Raw genomic sequence first — 21,944 nt, forward strand, 5'->3', positions numbered from 1 at the left:
ACAAGAGGTTATGCAAAATGTGGGAGTGACGAATGCATTTCGATAAAATATGTGAAATATATTAAATTTGATATTATTTTGTATTAGTAGTAATATACAATCATACACTGGATAAAAACTTAGTTTGAGGGGAGGGAATTAATAAGTGTAAATGATGTAGGTAATTAATTGGTATTAGGAGGTACGGCGTATGGAAAAGGAAGAAAAACTAAAAGTCCCTATAAAAGGATATATTGCTTTTTTTGTCGCAATTATATTATTTTCAGGAATATTTTCGAATGTGGACTCCTGGTTAAAAGTATTGGATTTTAATGTATTAGCTGGCTCGTTTGGTAAGACTGGTATTATAGCTGAGAAAGCAGTTGATTTTAGGGGGAGTGGTGGATATGGAGCCAAAGATGGATTTTTATTTGCTATTACTTTAATTCCAACTGTAATTTTAGCATTGGGAATCGTTAATATGGTTGACGGCCTTGGCGGATTAAAGGCGGCTCAAAAACTAATGACACCAATTTTAAAACCATTGTTAGGTGTTTCAGGTATTACCGCATTAGCTAATATTGCCAATATGCAAAGTACGGATGCGGCGGCTGGAATGGTTAAAGAATTGGTTGATACAAAACAGATAACAGATGAAGAACGTTCGATAGTTATTATGTACCAGACAAGCGCGAGTGCTTTTGTGACGAATTATTTTTCTTCAGGTGCAGCCGTATTTGGTTTTATGGAAATTCCTATTATTGCACCTATTGTAATAATGTTGGTCTTTAAAATTGTAGGAGCTAACTTACTACGCATATATCTTGCCATGATAAGTAAATCATCTCATAAGGAGGTAAGCTAATGGCTAATCAAGAGACAGTAGTAAAAAAGAACTTATTAGATTTATTTATTGAAGGGGCCCGAAATGGCTATGATATAGGGGTAAAAAGTCTTTTGCCAAATGTATTAATGGCGTTTGTGCTAATTAGAATTTTAGATGTGACAGGTTTACTAAAAATTATTGGCGAAGTATTTACTCCTGTTATGGCTTTATGGGGACTACCAGGTGAAGCGGCAACAGTTTTAGTAGCTGCCTTTATGAGTATGGGTGGTGGCATTGGTGTTTTGGTGAGTTTATATACGAGTAATATTGTGGATCCTATTCAGTTGAGTTCACTTGTGCCAGCTATTTATTTAATTGGTAATCCAATACAGAATATTGGTAGATGCTTAGGGATAGCAGGAGTTAATTCAAAACATTATGTTGCTATAGTAATAATCTGTTACATTAATGCATTATTAGCGATTTGGGCTACGAGACTATTAATGATGGTATTATAAAATGCTTTGGAGGTGGAGTCATGACTGAAAATTTTTTTAAACTATTGAAAAATGTGGATGTATACGCACCAGCAGCTCTTGGTAAGAAAGATATTTTGATTGCAGGTGAAAAGATTGCGGCAATTGGGAATAGTGGAGAATTTGACGCATTGCCACAAGTAAAAATATATGAATTGGAAGGTCAACGTTTAGTTCCTGGCTTTATAGATTCTCATGCTCATATTATTGGTGGTGGTGGAGAAGGTGGATTTCAAACAAGAACACCTGAAGCCGTACTATCTAAAATTACAGTTTGTGGAGTAACAACTGTTTGTGGACTTTTAGGCACGGATGGAATAGCTCGTCATGTGGAAAGTTTATTAGCTAAAGCATATGGCTTGGAACAAGAAGGTTTAACTACTTATATTTATACTGGAGCTTATCAGTTACCTACACCGACCATAACTGGGAGTGTTTTAAAAGATATAATGATGATAGATAAAGTTATTGGTCCAGGGGAAATTGCTATGAGCGATCATCGATCCTCTCAACCTACATTAGAAGATTATAAGCGGTTAGCTGGGGAAGCTCGTGTAGGGGGAATGTTAAGTGGTAAAGCTGGTGTGCTAAATATTCATATGGGAGATGGTAAAACGGGTCTATCCTATTTGTTTGCTATTGCTGATGAAGGTGAAATTCCTCGAACTCAATTTATACCAACTCATATAAATAGAAATGAAAACTTATTTAAAGAAGGCATTCAATGGGCAAAAGATGGAGGATATATGGATATAACCTCTGGTATTGTGCCTGGCAAGACGGGCACTGCTGTAAAACCTAGTACGGCAGTAAAGAGGGCCTTAGACAGTGGAGTCCCATTAAAACAGATTCTAATGAGTTCTGATGGAATGGGGAGTATGCCAATTTTTGATGAAGCAGGGAATACAATTGGTGTAGGTGTTGGAGATCAAAGTTCTATTTTTTCAGAATTGAGAGATATGGTCCAATTAGAACAGATTCCTCTTGAAACAGCAATATGCACAATTACTTCAAATGTAGCGGATGCACTAAAACTTAGTGGTAGGAAAGGATATGTAGAAGAACAAAAAGATGCAGACTTTGTAGTTATTGATGATAGTTTTGAAATTAATCAAGTATGGGCAAAAGGGCGATTAATGGTTGATAAAGGGTGTCCAATTGTTAAAGGAACCTTTGAATAATGATTTTGAAGAAATTTAACTGATAAAAAGCGAGCTCAGAAAGGGCTCGCTTTTCTATGTTATAATTTATTTTATGATAATAGTTAGCTGAATAATATTGTAGGAGGCCATTAATTTGAGACACGTCATACAGAGCATATATAAAAAATTAGTATTAGGGATCAGTATAGTTATGGCTGTTGTACTTTGTAGTATATCTAATGTTAGTGCAAAAACCGTTAATACCACAATTGCTGGTGATCATGGTGAGTTAGCTGCTATTATACAAACACCTGATAGTTTAGAAAATTACCCTATGGTTATTCTTATGCATGGATTTTCTGCGAGCAAAGATTACAAATTATTAGAGCTCATTGCTAATGGATTAGAGGTTAATGGAATTGCCTCTGTTCGCTTCGATTTTAATGGACATGGTGAAAGTGAAGGGCGTTTTCAAGATATGACTGTACCAAATGAAATAGAGGATGCTAAGAGGATATACACGTATGTGAAACAATTGCCAGCAGTCACAACGATTTCTTTGGTAGGTCATTCGCAAGGTGGCGTGGTGGCTAGTATGTTAGCGGGTGAATTAAGTAGAGAAGAAGGTAAAACAGCAATTCAGAGTTTAGTTTTATTAGCCCCCGCTAGTAATATCAAAGATGGGGCCTTGGGGAGCGGTATATTCGGGATTCAATTTAATGTGGATACAATGCCTGAATATATTGAATTACCTAGCGGTGTGCGAGTAGGACGAAATTATTTTAAAAGTGCATATAACTTGCCAATTTATGAAACGGCAAAGGAATATACAGGCCCAGTAAAAATCATTCATGGTAGTCAAGATGAAATGGTGCCTACTCGTTATAGTAAGGAATTTGCTAATATGTATGATAATGTGGAATTAGAAATTCTTGATGGCTATGATCATGAATTTACCCAGAATATGCCAGCAGTAGCGGACATAGTGACGAAGTTTATTGTAAATTCAGATGTCGTAAAGGGGAGATTAGAAGATGATAAAGCTCTATCGGTGTGGGAACAAATAAGGAGTTGGTTTTATAGAATATTATCATTAGTTAAATGAAAGTAGTTATTGAAATGATTAGTATGAGTTTGAGGGGGCTAAATATGTTAGAATCAAATTTACAATTAAATTGGATTAAATATGCTTTTACAGAAGATAGAGAACAGGGGGTTATAGAGAAATTTATTTATGTTTGGTTTGCATTTAATTCTTACTATGGTGAATATTTATTTGTTAAGGATGGGGATACTGGAGAGGTAAAATCTCGTAATGAATTATCTGCGATAATAAAATCATTAAATGTTCATCATACAATAGATATTAATTTTTTTAAATCAAAAGAATGTTTCCAATTTTTTACTGAAAATGATATAAAGAATATGCAACGAAATTGGTATTTAACAGCTCCTTATAGAGGTTATGATATTTATTCCTGTGAGTTGAGAAAATGGCTTAAGGGATATTTAAAAATTATCTACGGTGTTAGATGTAATTTATTTCATGGATCTAAACATGCATATGATAAAAAAGATATGAAAATTATAGGAAATGCCTTGCAATGTTTATGTTGGCTTTTAGTTTATTTTTGCCATGATGATAGCTTAAAAAGGGAAATTAAAAATAATCGAAATAAGTGGGACTGTATGTTATGAAATTAGTATGTTTAGATATTTTTAATTTTATGTCCAATGTTGTTCTATAATTAATTAAATTTTTTAGGCATATAATAGGAGTTTAGGTTATGGATAAGGAAAAAATACCATTTTTGAAGATTGTGTATTTTGATGAAGAAGCTGCAACAGATTTAATTTATATGAAAAATAAGGGCGCATTTTTGGAACAAGAAACTGCTAATAGAGAAAGAGAATTAGAGGGGGGCGGAAAGATTAAAGGCGGCTTTAGTGCCGGATTTGGTAGAAATTTAGTGAGTTTTTTATTGGGGCTTGAAGGTGAAACCAAAGTTAGTGGTAGCGCTACTGTGGCTATGGGGTATAATTCAAAAAGGCTGATAAATCAGGTTTTAACAAATACAGTTTTAACTGATTATTTAGAATTAGTTGAGAATGATATTAGTATTAAAAAATTTAATAGGGCAAATGTATATCCATATCCAAAATCATTAAGTCATATGAAATTGTTAACCCCTTATATGATTATGACTGAGGGGAAGATGCAGTTAGGTGAATTTAATCTTAATATTGGTATGATGGATGAGGCAATAGTTAAGGGAAAAGGTTATTTTGAAATGATATTAAAGACACATGATAGAGTAGATGTTTTGCGATTTAATTTAAAGTCGTTTAAAAATTCTTACTCTTTGGCGGATTTAGTGAAAATGGAGTTAGATTATCATGCGGTAAAAGTTGGGTGTATTGATTTACGTAGTTTAGAAGGGGAAAAGGAGTTTCAATATGTAAATGAAATTAATGAAGTTGATGGTTATGAACTGGCTAGTGAAAGTTATGATAGAAAAAATGAGTTCAAAGCTGATGTTTATGATGTAATATTGGCAGGAGTAGCAAATGATTAATGTTTTTTGGGGGCCAACTGAAGGGTTTAAAGATATTTTACCTAAAAATATTAGATATAAGTCATTATCAAAGTTAATACAGGAACTGGATGAGAAAAATAAAGAATATCGATTTGTAACAGACAAGATGAAACCAGAGGTAAGAAAGAAGAGAAGTATAAATAATCTAGTGGTTTTTTCTGAGGAATATTCAAGATTAAGTGATTCTGGTTTGTATGGTTTTTTATCAATAATTAAAGAAGTAAAGATTAAAAATCTGTATTTTCAAAATCCACCAGAAATAATTTTGAATCAACTTAATAGCTTTTATCAGAAAATAAATATAAAAGTATATGAGTACAAAAAAATTACAGCGAACAATATCGATGTTTTTAATCAAAGCTTTGAAAAAACAATATTGGGGCAGACAAACGTAAAGAATAAATTAATGACAAGTTTTTATAAATTGTCAGAAGGATATAATAAAGAAAAACCATTAGTGATGTTGTTTTATGGTCCTTCTGGGGTTGGGAAAACTGAGACTGCAAAGTTTATTTCAAATTTGGTCGGAGAGAAACTTTTTAGAAGACAATTTTCAATGTATCAAAATGAATCGTTTTCTAATTATGTTTTTGGTTCAAAACATACAAGCTCATCACTTGCCCAAGATTTACTTAATAGAGAAAGTAATGTAATTTTATTTGATGAATTTGATAAGGCTAATAATATTTTTTATAGTGCATTTTATGAAATGTTTGATGAAGGTTCATTTAGCGATAAAAATTATAAAGTGAATTTGAAGAATAGTATAATTATTTGCACGTCTAATTTTTTGGATTTAGCAGAGATTAGAAATGCTGTTGGAGATGCTATTTATAATCGGTTTGATGCTTTTATTGAATATAGAAATTTATCGGAAATATATGTAAAAGAGCTGATTGGTAAGAAGTTTATTGAATTATTTGCGAGATTAGGTGAAATGGATAAACAACTACTTAATTATAAAGAGTGTTTGGATGTACTATTAAAAAATGCAAATCGATTAAGGAATTCTAGAGAAATAGAGAGGGTCGTAAATGATTTTGTATTTACAAAATTAGTTAGTGAAAAGTATAAGTAAAGGTAATTTATAGTGCAGTTTTTATAAATGAATTTCTATTTTCTTCCCTCAATGTTATAATATATCTACCGTATACAAACGGATGTTTACCTAACAAGGTAAACATAGAGAAAAGAGAATTTTTTATCAATTTTATCAAGAGAAAAGAGGAGAGACTATGAGTTTACATTTATGGGAACAGGTGGCGGCATGGAAATCGCCAAAATATCGATTTGTTGATTTAACACATGAATTAAGTCCTGAAACGCCGCATTGGTGGGGATTCCAGCCTTTAAAAGAAACCGTGCTGTATGATTATCCTGAGAACAAAAAAGAAGGGGATACTTGGACTGCAGCGCCTATGCAGATTAAAGAATATACTGTGGTAGGGCAATATGGTACACATGTAGATGCACCCATTCATTTTGACCCTAAAGGACGAACTCAAGATCAACTTCGTGTTGAAGAAATGGTATATCCATTAGTTGTTATAGATAAATCTAGTGCAGTGGCAAAAAATCCAGATTATGAATTATCGGTTGAAGATATTCTAGCTTTTGAAGCGGAACATGGTCGGATTCCTGAAGGTGCTTTTGTAGCCTTTCGAACAGATTGGTATAAACGCCCGGCCAATGATTTTGAAAATAAAGATGAGGAAGGAAAGCCACATTCTCCAGGTTGGCCTATTCCTACATTAGAATTTTTGGTAAAAGAGCGTAATATTGGCGCTATTGGTCATGAAACAGCAGATACGGATGCAGCGATTCGTGCATTTCAACCAGACTGCCATCCATTGCCCGCTGAACAATATATTTTATCTCAAGATAGAATACAAGTAGAAGTGTTAGCTCATTTAGATGAGTTGCCACCAGTAGGTACGATTATTTTTGTAACCTTCCCACGGTTAAAGAATGGTACAGGCTTTACAGCGCGCGTATTTGCATTGGTTGAAAATGAATAAACACAAAAGCCCCCTCGGCCTAGGCCGAGGGGGCTTTACTAATAGTGAGCAATGCATACAACTGTTATACTTGCCTATTCACTATTCATATGTGGTAAGGTGTAAGGTGAAGTAGGTTAACTACTTTATTTGTTTAAAGCAAGCTTATTTCTTTTCAGGTTGAGCTGCTTCAGTGTCAGTGTTTTCGATGATTACATCAGTTTTCTGGAATTCGTTAGCGCTTTTTACTTTAGCGTTTTGCCAAGTGGCAGCGATTTTAGCATCTTCTACTTTTTTCTGTTGTGCTTCAGCTGGTGTGATTGCAATATCAGGTTTGTTTTTTAACTGATAGTTACGGTTAGCAAGGTTAGCTACTACGTTTTCTAAAGCAGCGTCAGCTGTGTTAGGTTGGATTGCATGACCTGCACCATTAGCATTGGAAGTGCTTTGTACGTTTTCAGAGTTGTTAGGGTACACATCTTTTTGGTAAGTGTAAATTGTGTTGTTAGCAAAGTCTAATTTGTAAGTAACAACATCTGTAAGACCAGTGTTAGGGTTTACAGCAGCTGCTTGGAAATCAGCTGTATCAGTATTTACATCGTAGTTAATGGATTGTACATTAACACGAGTTGTGTAATCTTTGTCAGAATGTACCCAGTACCATTGATCAGCTGGTAATGTTTTTGCAGAAGCTGCACCTGCTACTGTTGCGAATGCTAAACCTAAAAGTAATGTTTTTTGTAATTTCATAATATCTAAACTCCCTTCAAAATGAACATCAATTTGAATATCGATTATTTTCTATGTTTTTATTATAACACAAAAAGAACAATAATTTCAAGGGAATGGACGAAAAAATTAGTTTTTAACAATTTAATTGCTAGATTGACCTTTGGTTAACGAAGATTTTACTGACAAAAATAGTCTAAAATTTGAGAAAAATTAGTTGGAATTCATAAAATGAATACTTGCTGCAATTATTATTCTAAAAATGTATAATATATATGATTTTTATGACATTAACTCTAGCATATATTAAATTTTATTGTTATTATAGGATATGGAAGAATATCTATTATATTAATTATATAGAGAGTTATCTTTATATAACTTATAAAAGGATTGACGGATTTGCGGGTTTGACAGGAAGGATGTGTAGAATGCGAGAATTCCGTTGTGATTCAGAGGCTATGAGGAAGGGGTATTTGGCGTTAGCTGCGCAAGTAAGTAAAGCCATTGAAAAAGGGACGTTGTCCGTATATGATACACTTCAACTCGTAGTCATTGATGATGTAGTGGTTAATTGGTATGGGAAGGATCCGTTTCACGGGCGGTATTATGAGAAACCTGAAGATGTATTGCTTCAGATGGTAGGGCAGGCTCGTTATGAGTTTGAAAAGCCTTATTTCGAGGCTCATAGCACCAGCACCTTAGCTGAGTTAGCTATTAAAAAGCCGACTCAAAAACAAGCCGTTCCGGTGGTTGATCAAGTCTTTACCGATAGCGAGGCGGCTAAGTTGTGGGAAGTTGGTTTGACTGCGGTCATCAAAGCTTGTCAAGGAACGGGGCTTAATTGTTTTAATGAAACTGAATGTCGTGAAAGTGATGGCACATTTCTTATCAGCGAAGCGGGGATGACTCGCTTATTCGGTGAACGCCTTGATGATCAGGGAATGAGCATTGTTTTCATGCATATTGGTTCCGAAGAAGCTATGTTAGTTCGTTCTAAACTGCGTAAAATTTATGAAGCAAAGGCTGGCGCTAAAGCGGAAGTGGCGTTACACGAACGAATGGGTGAAATTGTAACTTCTTGTGTTAAATCTATTGCCAATGGTCATACGGTAGAATTATTGCATACTATTGAAGAAGTGGCTAAAGAAGTAGGAATTGAATCTAAAGTAGCTCGCGTAGTCACTGACTTTAGACGGTATAATCGTATTGTATGGGCATATTTGTTTACTTTAGTAGATAGTGATGAATTGGAAGTATGGCGTAATATCGGTGAAAATACAGATACCAGTGCGTTGTTGAATGCTTTACAAGAGGTGAAGGACGGCGTAGCCAATGGAAGCGCTAAAAAGGACGGCAAAGTTTCAACTAAGGCGAAAAAAGAAAAAACTGTAACGACACAAGCTATGGCTAGTCAATCACGACATAATCCACTCTTAGCTGGTTATGATGATGAAATTCTTGATGAACATGGTCTAAAAGCAGAGCGACGAGAATGGGATCAAGCCAATAATGAATATGGTCACGTAAATGAAGAGGCTTTAACTGATGATATTTCATACGAAGATTTAATGGCTAATGTGATTGAAACTGATTTAACAGATTTAATCAGTAAAGAAAAGAAATAAATGGGCTAAGATGAGAGTCGTGTAAATTTTTATATATGTTTTTAGGTTATACTTAATTAAGAAATTAAGTAAATACTTAACTTTTTTGTTGATAAGTTATAAAATATATCGTCAAGAGGTTATAAAGTTGCAAGTTTTATGCGACTTTATGGCCTCTTTTTTGATTGTCTGTGTGGTATGTGAAATTGGTATGGTCTATTGTTGTTTGTGGCTTGAAAAAAAGGGTGACATATGAAAAAATATATTTATAATATATTTTCTTAAGTAGTTTATTAAGTGCGAGGAGCGGATAATATGTCAGAATTAAGATGGAATCCATTGCTCGGCACATGGACGATGGTCGCATCAAACCGTAAATTGCGTCCCAATATGCCAAAAGATTGGTGTCCGTTTTGCCCTGGGGAAGGGAAAAAGGTACCTTCAGAATTTACTGTATATGCTTATGATAATGATTTTCCTGCGTTGACCCAACATCCTGAAGCGCCGTATTGGGATGGTGGTTTCTACAAAAGTGCTGAAAATTATGGCAAATGTGAAGTAATTTTATACTCGCCACGACATAATGTGAAATTTTATGATTTGTCGGTGGCTCATATTGTGGAACTATTGGATTTAATTGCTGATCGTTGTACGGCGTTAAGTGCAGATGAACGCATTAAATATGTATATCCTTTTGAAAATAAAGGGGAAGCGGTGGGTGTAACGATGCCGCATCCACATGGCCAAATTTATGGCTATCCTTTTGTGCCACAGAAGATTGAAACGGAGCTTCGTAATTGTAAAGAGCACTATGAAAAACGGAAACGCTGTTTACTTTGCCAAATGAACGAAGAAGAAAAAGATTCAGATAAACGTATTGTTGCAGAAAATGACAGTTTTGTTGCCTATATTCCGTTCTTTACAGATTATCCGTATGGTGTATTTATCGTAGCAAAGCGCCATTTGGGAATGCTATCAGATTGTACGGCTAAAGAACGGGAAGATTTAGCACGCATTTTAAAAGTAGTAACACAGGCTTTTGATGAATTATTCAAAGCGCCATTCCCATATATGATGGTATATCATCAAATGCCAGTGAATAGTCCTGAATATGCTAAGGCTAAAGATTATTACCATTTCCATATTGAGTTTTACCCACCATTTAGAGAAGCTAATAAGATTAAATATTATGCATCTTCTGAAATGGGGGCTTGGGCGGCCGCCAATACGAGTGCAGTAGAGGAAACAGCCCCTGTACTACGCAAGCTAGTTGATCAAATTTTAGAAAAGGAAGATATGAATAATGAATAAAGCGGAACTAATAGCTAAATTTATTGAGCAATTCGGAGATACTGGAAAGCCCATTGATTGCTATTTCGCCCCTGGGCGTGTGAATATTATTGGTGAACATCAAGATTATAATGGTGGTCATGTATTTCCTGCGGCCTTAACCTGTGGGATTTGGGGAGCTATGCGCCTACGGGACGATTCAAAAGTTCGTCTTTATTCTGAAAATATGGAAACCACAGTGGTGGTCGACATACATGATGATTTTGTATATGATCCAGTCCATGATTGGGCTAATTATCCCCTTGGGATTATAGAGTTTCTAAAAAAAGCAGGTCACACATTGTCTGGTATGGATTTATTTTACAGTGGCAATTTGCCAGCAGGGGCGGGGTTATCGTCCTCGGCTTGTATTTTAGATTTAACTGGTTATATGCTATGGACCGAGTTAGGATTAACGCCTATTGATCGGACTAAACTTGCTGAAATGGCGCAACAAGTAGAGTATAACTTTGTAGGCGTCAAGGTGGGGATTATGGATCAATTTGCTATTAGTCATGGCAAAGAAGGTCATGGCGTACTCCTCGATTGTACAGCTATGGAATTTAAGCATGTGCCCCTCAACTGGGGTGATTATCACCTTATTATTATGAATACCAATAAAAAGCGGGGCTTAGTAGACTCTAAGTTTAATGAGCGTAAAGCAGAATGTGATGCGGCGTGGGCAGAGATTCAAAAACATTACCCGCTTGAAGCGTTGGCGCTAGGAACTGAAGCTGATTTAGATCTAATTGCTGATGATGTATTACGTCGTCGGGCACGGCATGTCATTACAGAAAATCTGAGAGTGTTAGCCTTTATGGAGGCTTTAAAAGCTGGTGATACAGCAAAGATTGCTGAAATTATTACGGCATCTCATACATCGTTGCGTTATGATTATGAAGTGAGTGGCTTAGAGTTAGATACGATGGTAGAGATTGCTCGCAAACAACCAGGTTGTTTAGCTTCTCGCATGACAGGCGCCGGTTTTGGTGGTTGTGCAATTGCCTTGGTGGCTACTAAAGATGTGGCGGCATTTAAAGAAAATGTACCTAAATTATATGAAGCGGTTATTGGAACAGAACCTACTTTATACGATGCCGAAATAGGTGATGGCGTTTACAGTTTATAAATACCTGAGGAGGTGAAGGCATGCAATCTAAGCAGGTATTGAATAATGATGAGATTATATTAAATTATATACGCCGTAATGGCTCTGTTTCAAAGGCTATTATTGCACGTAATACAGGAATTACGCCACCGACAGTGACTAATATTTGTAATACCTTAGCAGAAAAAGGTCTCATCTATGAGGATCGTCAAGAACGAAGTGCTTTAGGTCGCCCGTCTATGCTCTTAAAATTTAATGAGCAAAAGGAGATGCTCCTCATTATTCATGTGCGTACACACAATGTAGTTTGTTATGTTGTGCAATCTGGTGGGGTTATACTTCATCAGATGAAACAGTCTATTATTGGTTTAACCGTAGAAGAAATTTTAAATACAATTTATCATTGCGCTGAAGATATTATTGAAGATATGCGCTGGACGATAGCTGCTATTGGTTTAGTGTTGCGAGGCCCAGTTGATTCTAAGAAAGGTATATCCATTTACTCACCTAATGGTAAATGGACTAATATTCCTTTTAAATATATTTTAGAAGAACGGTTCCAATTGCCGACTTATGTAGAAAATGATGTTCGCTGCTTATCAACTGGTGAATATTATTATGGCAGTGGCAAAGGGATTGAAAATCTATTAGTTTTAAAATTTAGTTATGGCTTAGGTGCTTCTTTGATTTATCATGGCTCGCTGTATCGGGGCTACAATGATTATGCTGGTGAAATTGGCTATTCTGTGATTGATATTGACGAAACTAAGCAGAATTCCTTTACTCGATTAGAAGAGGTAGCCTCTGAAACGGCTATTCGGGAATATGTATTGACTGAAGTTAAAAAAGGTCGCCTATCTAAAGTAGCGACTAATCAAGAGATTTTAGCTGATGCATTCCGTGTGGAACCTATTTATGAAGCCGCTGTTGAAGGCGATGAGATTTGTTTAGAAGCCTTGAATCGGGTGGGGAAATATCTAGGAATTACCTTAGCGAATTTATATAACATGATTAATCCGCAACGCATCATTTTGAGTAGTGCCATGGGCAATGCGGTAGGTACTATGGATCCAATTTTACGAACGGTGCTAGAGAAAAATTTACATCGTGCACAGTCTGTGGATTTGGTGTATTCCGGTAATGGTAGTTATTATACTTTGTTAGGCATGGTAGATATTCTAAGTAGTCGCCGTGCCAGTGATGTATGGCTCAATGGAGGCCGATAATTGGTAGAACCGCTAATTCATAGCGAAATATAGAGTCTACAGTTTCATCTTAAAGGAGGAATTTCTCGTGAAAAAGGCATGGAAAGCAGCAATGTTAGCAACCTTCGCAGTAGGGGCGTTGGTAGTGAGTGGTTGTGGCAGTGATTCTGGTAGTTCAGGTGGTGGCGATTTACCACAAGTAGGGGTTGCCATTTATAAATTTGACGATACCTTCATGAGTGGCGTGCGTGCTCGTATTGATGCAGACGCTAAAGGGAAAGCAAAAGTGGATATCGTAGATAGCCAGAACTCCCAACCTACACAGAATGAAAAAGTTGATTTATTCCTTAATAAGAAATATAAAGCAATTGGTGTTAACATTGTTGACCGTCCAGCAGCAGGTGGGATTATCGACAAAGCTAAAGCCGCTAATGTACCAGTAGTATTCTTAAATCGTGAGCCTTTAAAAGAAGATATGGCAAAATGGGATAAAGTATACTATGTAGGGGCTAAAGCTGAACAAAGTGGTGAAATGCAAGGTAAAATCTTAGCAGATTACTTCAAAAAACATCCAGAAGCTTATAAGAGCAAAGACAATGTATTACACTATGTATTGATTAAAGGTGAACCAGGTCACCAAGATGCAGAACTTCGTTCTAAATATGTAATTGAATCCCTCAAAAGTGAAGGTATTCAAGTAGAAGAAATTGCACAAGATACAGCTATGTGGGATCGTGTAAAAGGTCAAGAAAAAATGGCTGCTTTCTTATCTAGCTATGGCGATAAAATTGATGCTGTAATTTCCAATAATGATGATATGGCTTTAGGCGCTATTGAAGCATTAAAAGCAGCTGGCTACTTTAAAGATGGTAAATACATGCCAGTTGTTGGTGTAGATGCGACAGCACCAGCAGTACAAGCATTAAAAGATGGCACTTTATTAGGTACTGTACTTAACAATGCAAAAAAACAAGGGGATGCTGTATTTAACTTAATGTTAGTATTATCCAAAGGTGAAACTCCTACAAAAGATAATGTAGGATTTGAATTAGTAGACAAACAATATATTTGGGTTCCTTACGAAATCGTAACAAAGGACAATGCAGATCAAATCTTAGGTGATAAATAGTCAGTAAGAGGGGGGAGGCTTGTTGCAGGCCTCCCTCATTTACTAATAACTGGTAGGAGGGCAAGCATGAGTGAGTATATTTTAGAGATGCAACATATAACTAAATCATTTCCCGGCGTAAAGGCACTAAATGATGTATCTCTGCGGCTCCGTCCAGGTTCGGTACATGCGCTTATGGGCGAAAATGGTGCTGGGAAATCGACCTTGATGAAATGCTTATTCGGTATATATAAACAGGATGAGGGACAAATTATACTAGATGGTGAACCAGTTGACATTTCTGATTCACGCACTGCGTTGGAGCTAGGTATATCCATGATTCATCAGGAATTATATCCGGTGCTACAACGAAATGTAATGGAAAATTTATGGCTTGGACGGTTTCCAACCAAGCAATTTGGTCCGCTTAAATTAGTGGATCATAAGAAAATGAAAGAGGATACCTTAGCTCTGTTTAAAGAGATAGATGTGGCGATTGATCCTGAGGAGTTAGCGGGACATTTATCTGTTTCTAAATTGCAGAGTATTGAAATTGCCAAAGCCGTATCACACAATGCACGGATTATTGTAATGGATGAGCCAACCTCGTCGCTTACAAGTGATGAAGTAGAGCACTTATTTAAAATTATTGCCAACTTGAAAGCTAAAGGCGTGGCTATCATCTATATTTCTCATAAAATGGAAGAAATCCTACGCATATCTGATGAAGTAACGATTATGCGTGATGGTAACTATATAGGAACTTGGCCATCTGAAGAATTAACGACTGATTTAATTATTAAGCGGATGGTAGGCCGTGAAATGACGCAGCTTTTCCCAGAGAAAACGAATGAACCAGGAGAAGAAGTATTGCGTGTTGAAGGGATGACCTCAGTGCGAGATCACTCCTTTAAAGATGTGAATTTCTCGTTGCGTAGAGGTGAAGTGCTGGGCATTGGTGGTCTTGTAGGGGCACAACGAACGGAAGTTATAGAAGCGCTCTTTGGATTACGCCATTTAGCATCAGGCAAGATCTTTATTCATGGCAAAGAAGTTAAGATTAAGAGCCCTCGTGATGCTAAGAAACATCACATTGCCCTATTAACAGAAGAACGACGGGCTACTGGCATTTTCCCAATGCTTAATATTGTAGATAATAATACGATGGCTTGCATGCCAAAATATCGCAATAAGGTGGGCCTATTAAATGACAAATTGCGTGAAATTGACACCCAAGAGGGGGTTAATTCACTGCGTATTAAAACTCCAGATACACAGACTCGGATTCAATCCTTATCTGGTGGGAATCAACAGAAAGTATTAATTTCAAGATGGTTAAATACAAATCCAGAAATTTTGCTGCTTGATGAACCAACTCGAGGGATTGATGTAGGGGCTAAATATGAAATTTATACGATTATTAATCGTTTAGCTTCACAAGGTAAAAGTGTAATCATGATATCTTCGGAAATGTCTGAATTACTAGGTATGAGTGACCGCATTATGGTCATGAGTAATGGTATTATGGAAGGCATTATTGATGCGAAGGATGCAACTGAAGAAAAAATCATGGAACTTGCTACGGCAGGTTTAGTATAGGAGGATAAAACTATGAGTGGATCACGCATTAGCAAGTTTATGACGCAAAATGCTATTTATATTGTATTGATTGTTTTAGTAGCGGCTATTTCAATTTATAGTCCTAACTTTTTGTCGATGACAAGTTTTCGTGATATTTTAATTCAATCATCACCACGTGTTATTATTGCCTTAGGTTCGGCTATGATTTTGATCACGGCTGGCTGTGATTTGTCCGCTGGTCGTGTGGTTGGTTTAACCGCGGTTGTTTCAGCATCCTTGTCGCAGATGCCTAATTATCCGCATCCGTTTTTTGCACAGGTGCCAGAGTTGCCAACCTTTTTACCTATTATTATTGCTATCGCAGTGGGCGCTACGGTAGGTCTCATTTCAGGGTTAATCGTAGCCTATTTAAAAATAGTACCATTTATTGCTACGTTGGGTACGATGGTTATGACCTATGGGGTATGTTCTTTGTACTTTGATATGGAACCAAATAATTCGCAACCTATCGGTGGTTTGCGGTCAGAGTTTACTATATTTGGCTCTGGATCACTGGATTTAGGCTTTATTACGATTCCTTATATTGTTATGATTGCAGCGGTTATTGCTTTTGTTATGTGGATTGTATATAACAAAACAGTACTTGGTAAAAACATGTTTGCCATTGGTGGAAATCCGCAAGCCGCTGTTGTATCTGGCATTAATGTGGCAGCCACTTTAATTGCTATTTATGTTATTGCGGGCGCTTTGTATGGTGTTGGTGGTATTCTTGAAGCCGCTCGTACTGGTGGGGCTACCAATAACTATGGTAATATGTATGAATTAGATGCTATCGCAGCTGCCGTAGTAGGTGGCGTATCTGTTACCGGTGGTATTGGTACTGTGCCGGGAATTATTGCAGGGGTACTTATCTTTACTGTTATAAATTATGGCTTAACATTCGTAGGTATGGGACCATATTGGCAGCTCATCATTAAAGGCTTAATTATAGTTGTGGCAGTAGCTGTTGACGTACGTAAATACTTAGCTCGTAAATAAGATTTGATAAGCTGATTGAATAAGTTTATTTTGCAAAATGTTTAAAAAAGAGAAATTGATGAATATTTTTACGATTCATTAGTTTCTCTTTTTTATGTTTTATATTAAAAATATGGTATTTTAGTAGGTGAATTGTCTATCTATTACAGTATTTGTTGTATGCGAAAGAATATATATGTAATTAATGAAAGTTTATTATAAATGTTGCGTTATATATAACTAATGATATATAATGATATTAGTGTATAGTATGATAGAGATATTTGAATGTATATATAGATATGCGTATTGTAACGGGAAATAGTATGTATATTTATGTATGTGTTGTGGTGGCAAGTTTGAAAAGTATTAAATAGGAGTGAAATAAAAGACTATGAAGCGTGCGGGATTAACCGTGAGCGCCATTTTTGTGTGCCTCATAATGGCTTTTGTGTGGTGGAGCTATAGTGGAGCAGATGAAAAGGACGCAGGCATTTGGCAACGAATTGTGGCGGGATACCACAAATATATGCCAATTCCTGATAGCAAGCCATTACATATACGTCAGCTAGTGACTCCTGATATGAGTACACGGCGTATTATTTTATGGGAAACGAAAGCCCAACAAGCCAATTCAGTGGTTAAGTATAAATTAAAAGGGCAAAGTGATGATACCATTCAAACGGTGTATGCTGTATCAGAATTATTTGAAGACGATAAGGAACGGCGATATATTTATCGGGTAGATTTGCGGGATTTACAGCCCAATAAAGAATATGAGTATCAAGTGGGGCGTGAAGGTCATATTGATGATGAGTGGCATTCGTTGAGTACGAAGCAGAATGCTAATTTTTCGGCCCTTATTTTTCCAGACTCACAGTCTAATGATTATACGAAGTGGTCGAATTTAGTAAACACGGCCTATACAAAGAATCCTAATATTCAATTTTTTGCTAATCTAGGTGATTTAGTAGAAAATGGTGAATCAGCGACACAATGGAATCAGTGGTTTACAGCAGTGGAGCCACTGATTTCAGAAGTGCCTTTCGCAGGTGTTATTGGGTCACATGAATTTTATACGATGGATTTAAAATTACGTGCGCCTATAGCTTATGCGCATTTTTTTCCTTTTATACAGGCAAATTCATCGTTACGACGTGAGCCATATTACTCCTTTGACTATGGGGATGTTCATTTTGTTGTATTAGATACAGAGTTAGAAGCCGTGCCTGAAGCGGTGCGGGAACATATGAAAGATGTACAAGTGGCGTGGTTAAAAGCGGATTTAGAGGCATCTAAAGCAACTTGGAAGGTTGTTCTAATGCATCGTGATGTATTGCAATATGGACGGGTTCAAAATCCGAGTAGTGAATCTGGCATTTCCGTTATTGGCCGGATGTTTATGCCTGTATTTGAAGCCTATAATGTAGATTTAGTATTATCGGGCCATTATCATATGTATCGGCGTCATGGTCATATTGTTAATTATAGTCGAAGCACTACAGGGCCTTATTACATTGTTAGTGGTGTGGCGGGCGATGTTTTTTATAATGAACATTGGAAACCTCATCCACTCGATGAATTTGCGCCGCCATCAGACGATAGAACAAACTATTTAGTGTTAAGTAAAGAGAACAATGACTTGATAGTAAAAGCCTTTTGGGATGATGGCGTACAATTTGATGAATTACGGTTAACTAAATAAAGTGATGCTAATGCAATTAAAAAGGACTGATACCTTAATGAGAGGGTATCAGTCCTTTTATTATACGCTTTTGATTTGTTTTGATAAGGTATCTAAAAATAATTGAGCTGCTGTACTAAAGGTGTGTTGTTTTCGCCATAAGCAATACATAGTTGATATGTTTACATCGCTAAGGGGAATGAAGGTTAAATCACTATTTAAGGCCGTATTGACTATTTTATCATAGGTAAGAGCGTAGCCAACGCCTTCACGGACTAGGATCATGGCATTATACAGTAGATTATAGGTAGCTACAATATGTAATTTAGCATTACCAAACCAGCGTGGAAAGTCGATAATCATATTCTGACGAGAGCAAATTAATGGTAAACCTATGAGTTCTGGCAATGTTAAATAGTCTTTCTGTGACAGCGAATTATTTTGAGGAACTATTAATCCCCATCGATCGGGCATAGGCATTGGATAGCTTTCATACTTTGTAGAGTCTTGATAGTCCATAATAAAAGCAAAATCTAAGAGGCCTTTATCGAGTTGTTCTAATACATCTTGAATATTGCCGCTGAAAACATGGAGTTGAATTTTAGGATGTACTAATTGTAGCTCTTTAATAGCTTTTGCTACGGTGGTAAACGATTCTGATTCAGCACTGCCAACATATATGGTACCTTCAGCTAGGGTGGCTAAATTCTGGAATTCCAGGGTAGTTTTATCTGTTAAATCTACAATATCGTGAGCACGTTTTTGTAGTAAATGGCCGGCTTCAGTTAGCTCTATATTGTAATTAGTGCGCGTGTAGAGCTTAACACCTAATTCGTTTTCTAAATCACGAAGCTGTTTTGACATAGTAGGCTGTGTAATATGAAGCTTTTGTGCAGCTCGTGACATATTGCCTTCGCGAGCCATTTCTAAGAAGTAGCGCAGTACACGTATTTCCATAGGTCCTCCTTTTCTTTTGTTACTTATAGTATAGACTAAATAGAAATAGATTAAAAGCATAACTAGATATAAATTATAAATAATTGCTATATTTACTGCTCTGAATATAATAGAAGTATCGAAACTTTGTTAAGCGGCTTCTGTATAGATTAGAAATTAGAAGGTCTAGGCAGTGCAAATTTACAAGGTAAATAATTGTAAAGGAGAGGTGATATGACATCGTCTAAATTAGTTTATATTCTAGCTATTGGCGTGTTCGGTATTTTAAATACAGAAATGGGTATTATTGGTGTATTACCGTATATTGCCACGCAATATAATATTTCCTTAATTCAGGCGGGTAGCTTATTGAGTGTTTTTGCCTTAGGTGTCGCTTTAGCAGGGCCGACGATGCCTTTACTACTATCAAAGTGGCCACGCAAACCACTAATGTTATTCGTATTAGCCGTATTTACGATCACAAGTATTTTGGCGGCGTGGGCGCCTAATTTTGAGACTTTATTTATAGCTCGTTTAGTGCCAGCCTTACTACATCCTGTGTATTGTGCTATGGCATTTTCCTTGGCCGCTAGTTCAGTTGCAAAGAAAGATGCACCAAAAGCAGTGGCTAAGATTAATATGGGTGTGGCTGCTGGTATGGTTATAGGTATCCCTATTAGTAATTTTTTAACAATTCAGTTAGGTTTGAGCTTTGCCTTTTTATTTTCGGCATTAGTAACCGCCTTAGTTTTTGCTTTAACCTTGTGGCAGATTCCTGATTCATTACCACATGAGCAGATTTCTTATGGCGAACAATTACAGGTGTTGCGTAAAGTTTCTTTATGGCTAGCGATTTTCTTTGTAATTGCACTGAATGGTTCTATTTATGGTGTATATAACTATTATGTATGGCGGTATATGTTTAGTCGTAGTGGCTACTATTATTTTTATAGGACAGCGCCTATATGAAGCTCGTTTAAGTTCGTAATTATTAAATATTTATATAGTCATTGTGTTTAAGGAGGATATATATGAAACTTAGTAAATCTTTTTTGAAAAAAGCAGTAATTGCAGCTGTAGTTGCCTCGGTATATGGTATGAGTGGTGGTCATAATTCTGCTTTGGCAGCTGAGGTAGAGTATGTGCCAATTGCGAGCAATGCAGCGCATGTGGCTAAAGCACAGCAACAAGTAAGGCCTACAACTGATGCACAAGATAAAATTAATTCACCGGTGAATCAACCAGAAGCATTAAAATTAGAAACAAAATGGGATAAAATTTTCCCAAAAAGTGACAAAGTAAATCATCGCAAAGTGACCTTTGTCAATCGTTATGGCATTACCTTAGCAGCCGACTTATATACGCCTAAAGCTGGAACTGGTAAAATGGCAGCCATTGCCGTTGCAGGGCCTTTTGGGGCTGTTAAAGAACAAACTTCTGGTTTATATGCACAAGCATTAGCTGAGCAGGGGTTTGTAACAATCGCTTTTGACCCATCCTATACGGGGGAAAGTGGAGGCACACCACGTAATATGGCATCTCTAGATATTAATACAGAAGACTTCAGTGCTGCCATTGACTTTTTAGGTACTTTAGACAATGTAGACCGTGATAATATTGGTCTTATGGGTATTTGTGGTTTTGGCGGTATGGCATTATCTGATGCGGCTATGGATAAACGCGTGAAAGCAGTGGCTACGTCTGTTCTTTATGATATGTCCCGCTCGATTGGGCAAGGCTTAAATGATTATTATACAGCGGATGATCGTGATAAAGTATTACAATACTTAGCGGATAAACGTTGGGAAATGGTTGATAGAGGTACTACGGCGCCTGGCTATCATGAGGTACCTATTATTGATGGACAGTTAATAACCTTAGAAGATGGTCATTTGTTACCAGAAGTAGCTTCTCCAGATATGGATCCAGTAGGTAAACAATTCTTTGATTTCTATCGCACTGGTCGAGGGTATCATCCACGTTCCATTAACTCTACAACGGCTTGGGTAGACATTATGCCGTATGGTTTCATGAATTTCAGTATGTCTGCGCATTTAGATGAAATCGCACCACGTCCTGTATTATTGGTGACTGGTGAAAATGCTCATTCTCGTTATATGTCCGAAGATGTAATGAAGGCATTAACTGGTGATAATAAAGAATTGCTTATTGTACCAGGTGCTACTCATGTAGATTTATATGATAAGACAGATGTAATTCCATTTAAAGAAATTACAGAATTCTTCCATAAAAACTTGAAGTAATTTATAAAATACTACTTGTAGGTATTTAAGTACTTATGAGTAGTATTTTTTTAGAAATTAGTGTGTTGCTACTAAATTAATAACTTTAATAGTAGGAGGACAGATAAGTAGCTATGAATAGAATAATTATTAAAATTATGGTCCTAGTGAGTATGATTGTAAGTGGTCTTGGCGGACAATCTTGGTCTGCTCCTATGTTTATACGGATTTAGGTGAAGCGGTTAATCCTATGGATTGGGAAGAATTGCTTGGTGATGGGAATGTTACGATTACATTCTCAAAGTAGTAAAAAAATGCCT

At 36.5% G+C, this 21,944-nt stretch carries 20 protein-coding genes; 18 read left to right on the forward strand and 2 right to left on the reverse strand.

All coding sequences use genetic code 11. The features are described 5' to 3' along the window. Window positions 1–190 precede the first annotated feature (190 nt). The 8 genes from NFR27_RS01230 (at window position 191) to NFR27_RS01265 (ending at window position 7,098) form a co-directional block, all read left to right on the forward strand. Complete coding sequence (locus NFR27_RS01230; RefSeq protein ID WP_251441618.1) at window positions 191–844, forward strand: nucleoside recognition domain-containing protein; 654 nt, start codon at window positions 191–193, stop codon at window positions 842–844. Continuing rightward, the gene (locus tag NFR27_RS01235) at window positions 844–1,323 is read left to right on the forward strand and encodes a YjiG family protein (protein WP_251441620.1); all 480 of its coding nucleotides are present in this window, start codon (window positions 844–846) and stop codon (window positions 1,321–1,323) included. Before NFR27_RS01230 ends, NFR27_RS01235 begins: the two co-directional genes overlap by 1 nt. A gap of 20 nt (window positions 1,324–1,343) precedes the next feature. Beyond that, window positions 1,344–2,522 carry a beta-aspartyl-peptidase gene (gene iadA, locus NFR27_RS01240; protein WP_251441621.1) on the forward strand — a complete coding sequence of 393 codons (1,179 nt, stop codon included), beginning with the start codon at window positions 1,344–1,346 and terminating at the stop codon, window positions 2,520–2,522. A gap of 115 nt (window positions 2,523–2,637) precedes the next feature. Next, on the forward strand, window positions 2,638–3,588 hold the full coding sequence (locus tag NFR27_RS01245) for an alpha/beta hydrolase (protein ID WP_251441622.1): 951 nt from the start codon (window positions 2,638–2,640) through the stop codon (window positions 3,586–3,588). 44 nt (window positions 3,589–3,632) lie between these two features. Continuing rightward, window positions 3,633–4,181, forward strand: a complete 549-nt coding sequence (locus tag NFR27_RS01250; protein ID WP_251441623.1) for a hypothetical protein — start codon at window positions 3,633–3,635, stop codon at window positions 4,179–4,181. A gap of 89 nt (window positions 4,182–4,270) precedes the next feature. Next, window positions 4,271–5,059, forward strand: coding sequence for a DUF6414 family protein (locus tag NFR27_RS01255; RefSeq protein ID WP_251441624.1), 789 nt, complete (start codon window positions 4,271–4,273; stop codon window positions 5,057–5,059). Continuing rightward, the gene (locus tag NFR27_RS01260; RefSeq protein WP_251441625.1) at window positions 5,052–6,158 is read left to right on the forward strand and encodes an AAA family ATPase; all 1,107 of its coding nucleotides are present in this window, start codon (window positions 5,052–5,054) and stop codon (window positions 6,156–6,158) included. Before NFR27_RS01255 ends, NFR27_RS01260 begins: the two co-directional genes overlap by 8 nt. A gap of 157 nt (window positions 6,159–6,315) precedes the next feature. Continuing rightward, window positions 6,316–7,098, forward strand: coding sequence for a cyclase family protein (locus NFR27_RS01265; protein WP_251441627.1), 783 nt, complete (start codon window positions 6,316–6,318; stop codon window positions 7,096–7,098). 144 nt (window positions 7,099–7,242) lie between these two features. On the opposite strand, the gene NFR27_RS01270 is transcribed toward NFR27_RS01265, so the two are convergent. Beyond that, on the reverse strand, window positions 7,243–7,827 hold the full coding sequence (locus NFR27_RS01270) for a hypothetical protein (RefSeq protein WP_251441630.1): 585 nt from the start codon (window positions 7,825–7,827) through the stop codon (window positions 7,243–7,245). Between the two features lie 410 nt (window positions 7,828–8,237). Here NFR27_RS01270 and NFR27_RS01275 point away from each other — a divergent pair, with 410 nt between their 5' ends. The 8 genes from NFR27_RS01275 to NFR27_RS01310 all read left to right on the forward strand — a co-directional run bounded on the left by NFR27_RS01275 (window position 8,238) and on the right by NFR27_RS01310 (window position 18,466). Further along, a complete protein-coding gene (locus tag NFR27_RS01275) occupies window positions 8,238–9,434 on the forward strand; it encodes a helix-turn-helix domain-containing protein (RefSeq protein WP_251441632.1) in 1,197 nt (398 codons plus the stop codon). A 294-nt stretch (window positions 9,435–9,728) separates the two neighbouring features. Further along, complete coding sequence (galT, locus tag NFR27_RS01280) at window positions 9,729–10,724, forward strand: galactose-1-phosphate uridylyltransferase (RefSeq protein WP_251441634.1); 996 nt, start codon at window positions 9,729–9,731, stop codon at window positions 10,722–10,724. Beyond that, window positions 10,717–11,871: a galactokinase gene (locus tag NFR27_RS01285; protein ID WP_251441636.1), complete on the forward strand. Its 1,155-nt coding sequence runs from the start codon at window positions 10,717–10,719 to the stop codon at window positions 11,869–11,871. Before galT ends, NFR27_RS01285 begins: the two co-directional genes overlap by 8 nt. A gap of 20 nt (window positions 11,872–11,891) precedes the next feature. After that, on the forward strand, window positions 11,892–13,076 hold the full coding sequence (locus tag NFR27_RS01290) for an ROK family transcriptional regulator (RefSeq protein WP_251441638.1): 1,185 nt from the start codon (window positions 11,892–11,894) through the stop codon (window positions 13,074–13,076). A 67-nt stretch (window positions 13,077–13,143) separates the two neighbouring features. Further along, complete coding sequence (locus NFR27_RS01295; protein WP_251441640.1) at window positions 13,144–14,184, forward strand: galactose ABC transporter substrate-binding protein; 1,041 nt, start codon at window positions 13,144–13,146, stop codon at window positions 14,182–14,184. Window positions 14,185–14,250: 66 nt separating this feature from the next. Continuing rightward, entirely contained in the window at window positions 14,251–15,762 is a 1,512-nt protein-coding gene (locus NFR27_RS01300) for a sugar ABC transporter ATP-binding protein (protein ID WP_251441641.1), read from the forward strand. Between the two features lie 12 nt (window positions 15,763–15,774). Then, on the forward strand, window positions 15,775–16,782 hold the full coding sequence (gene mglC / locus NFR27_RS01305; RefSeq protein ID WP_251441643.1) for a galactose/methyl galactoside ABC transporter permease MglC: 1,008 nt from the start codon (window positions 15,775–15,777) through the stop codon (window positions 16,780–16,782). 373 nt (window positions 16,783–17,155) lie between these two features. After that, window positions 17,156–18,466, forward strand: a complete 1,311-nt coding sequence (locus NFR27_RS01310; RefSeq protein WP_251441646.1) for a purple acid phosphatase family protein — start codon at window positions 17,156–17,158, stop codon at window positions 18,464–18,466. 60 nt (window positions 18,467–18,526) lie between these two features. On the opposite strand, the gene NFR27_RS01315 is transcribed toward NFR27_RS01310, so the two are convergent. After that, on the reverse strand, window positions 18,527–19,402 hold the full coding sequence (locus NFR27_RS01315) for a LysR family transcriptional regulator (RefSeq protein WP_251441648.1): 876 nt from the start codon (window positions 19,400–19,402) through the stop codon (window positions 18,527–18,529). A gap of 213 nt (window positions 19,403–19,615) precedes the next feature. Between NFR27_RS01315 and NFR27_RS01320 the strand changes: the two genes are divergently transcribed. Further along, the gene (locus NFR27_RS01320; protein ID WP_251441653.1) at window positions 19,616–20,350 is read left to right on the forward strand and encodes an MFS transporter; all 735 of its coding nucleotides are present in this window, start codon (window positions 19,616–19,618) and stop codon (window positions 20,348–20,350) included. 62 nt (window positions 20,351–20,412) lie between these two features. Then, window positions 20,413–21,645, forward strand: coding sequence for an alpha/beta hydrolase (locus NFR27_RS01325; RefSeq protein WP_251441654.1), 1,233 nt, complete (start codon window positions 20,413–20,415; stop codon window positions 21,643–21,645). Window positions 21,646–21,944: the final 299 nt, after the last annotated feature.

This window comes from Veillonella intestinalis (assembly GCF_943192895.1).
Classification (GTDB): Bacteria; Bacillota; Negativicutes; order Veillonellales; family Veillonellaceae; genus Veillonella_A; species Veillonella_A intestinalis.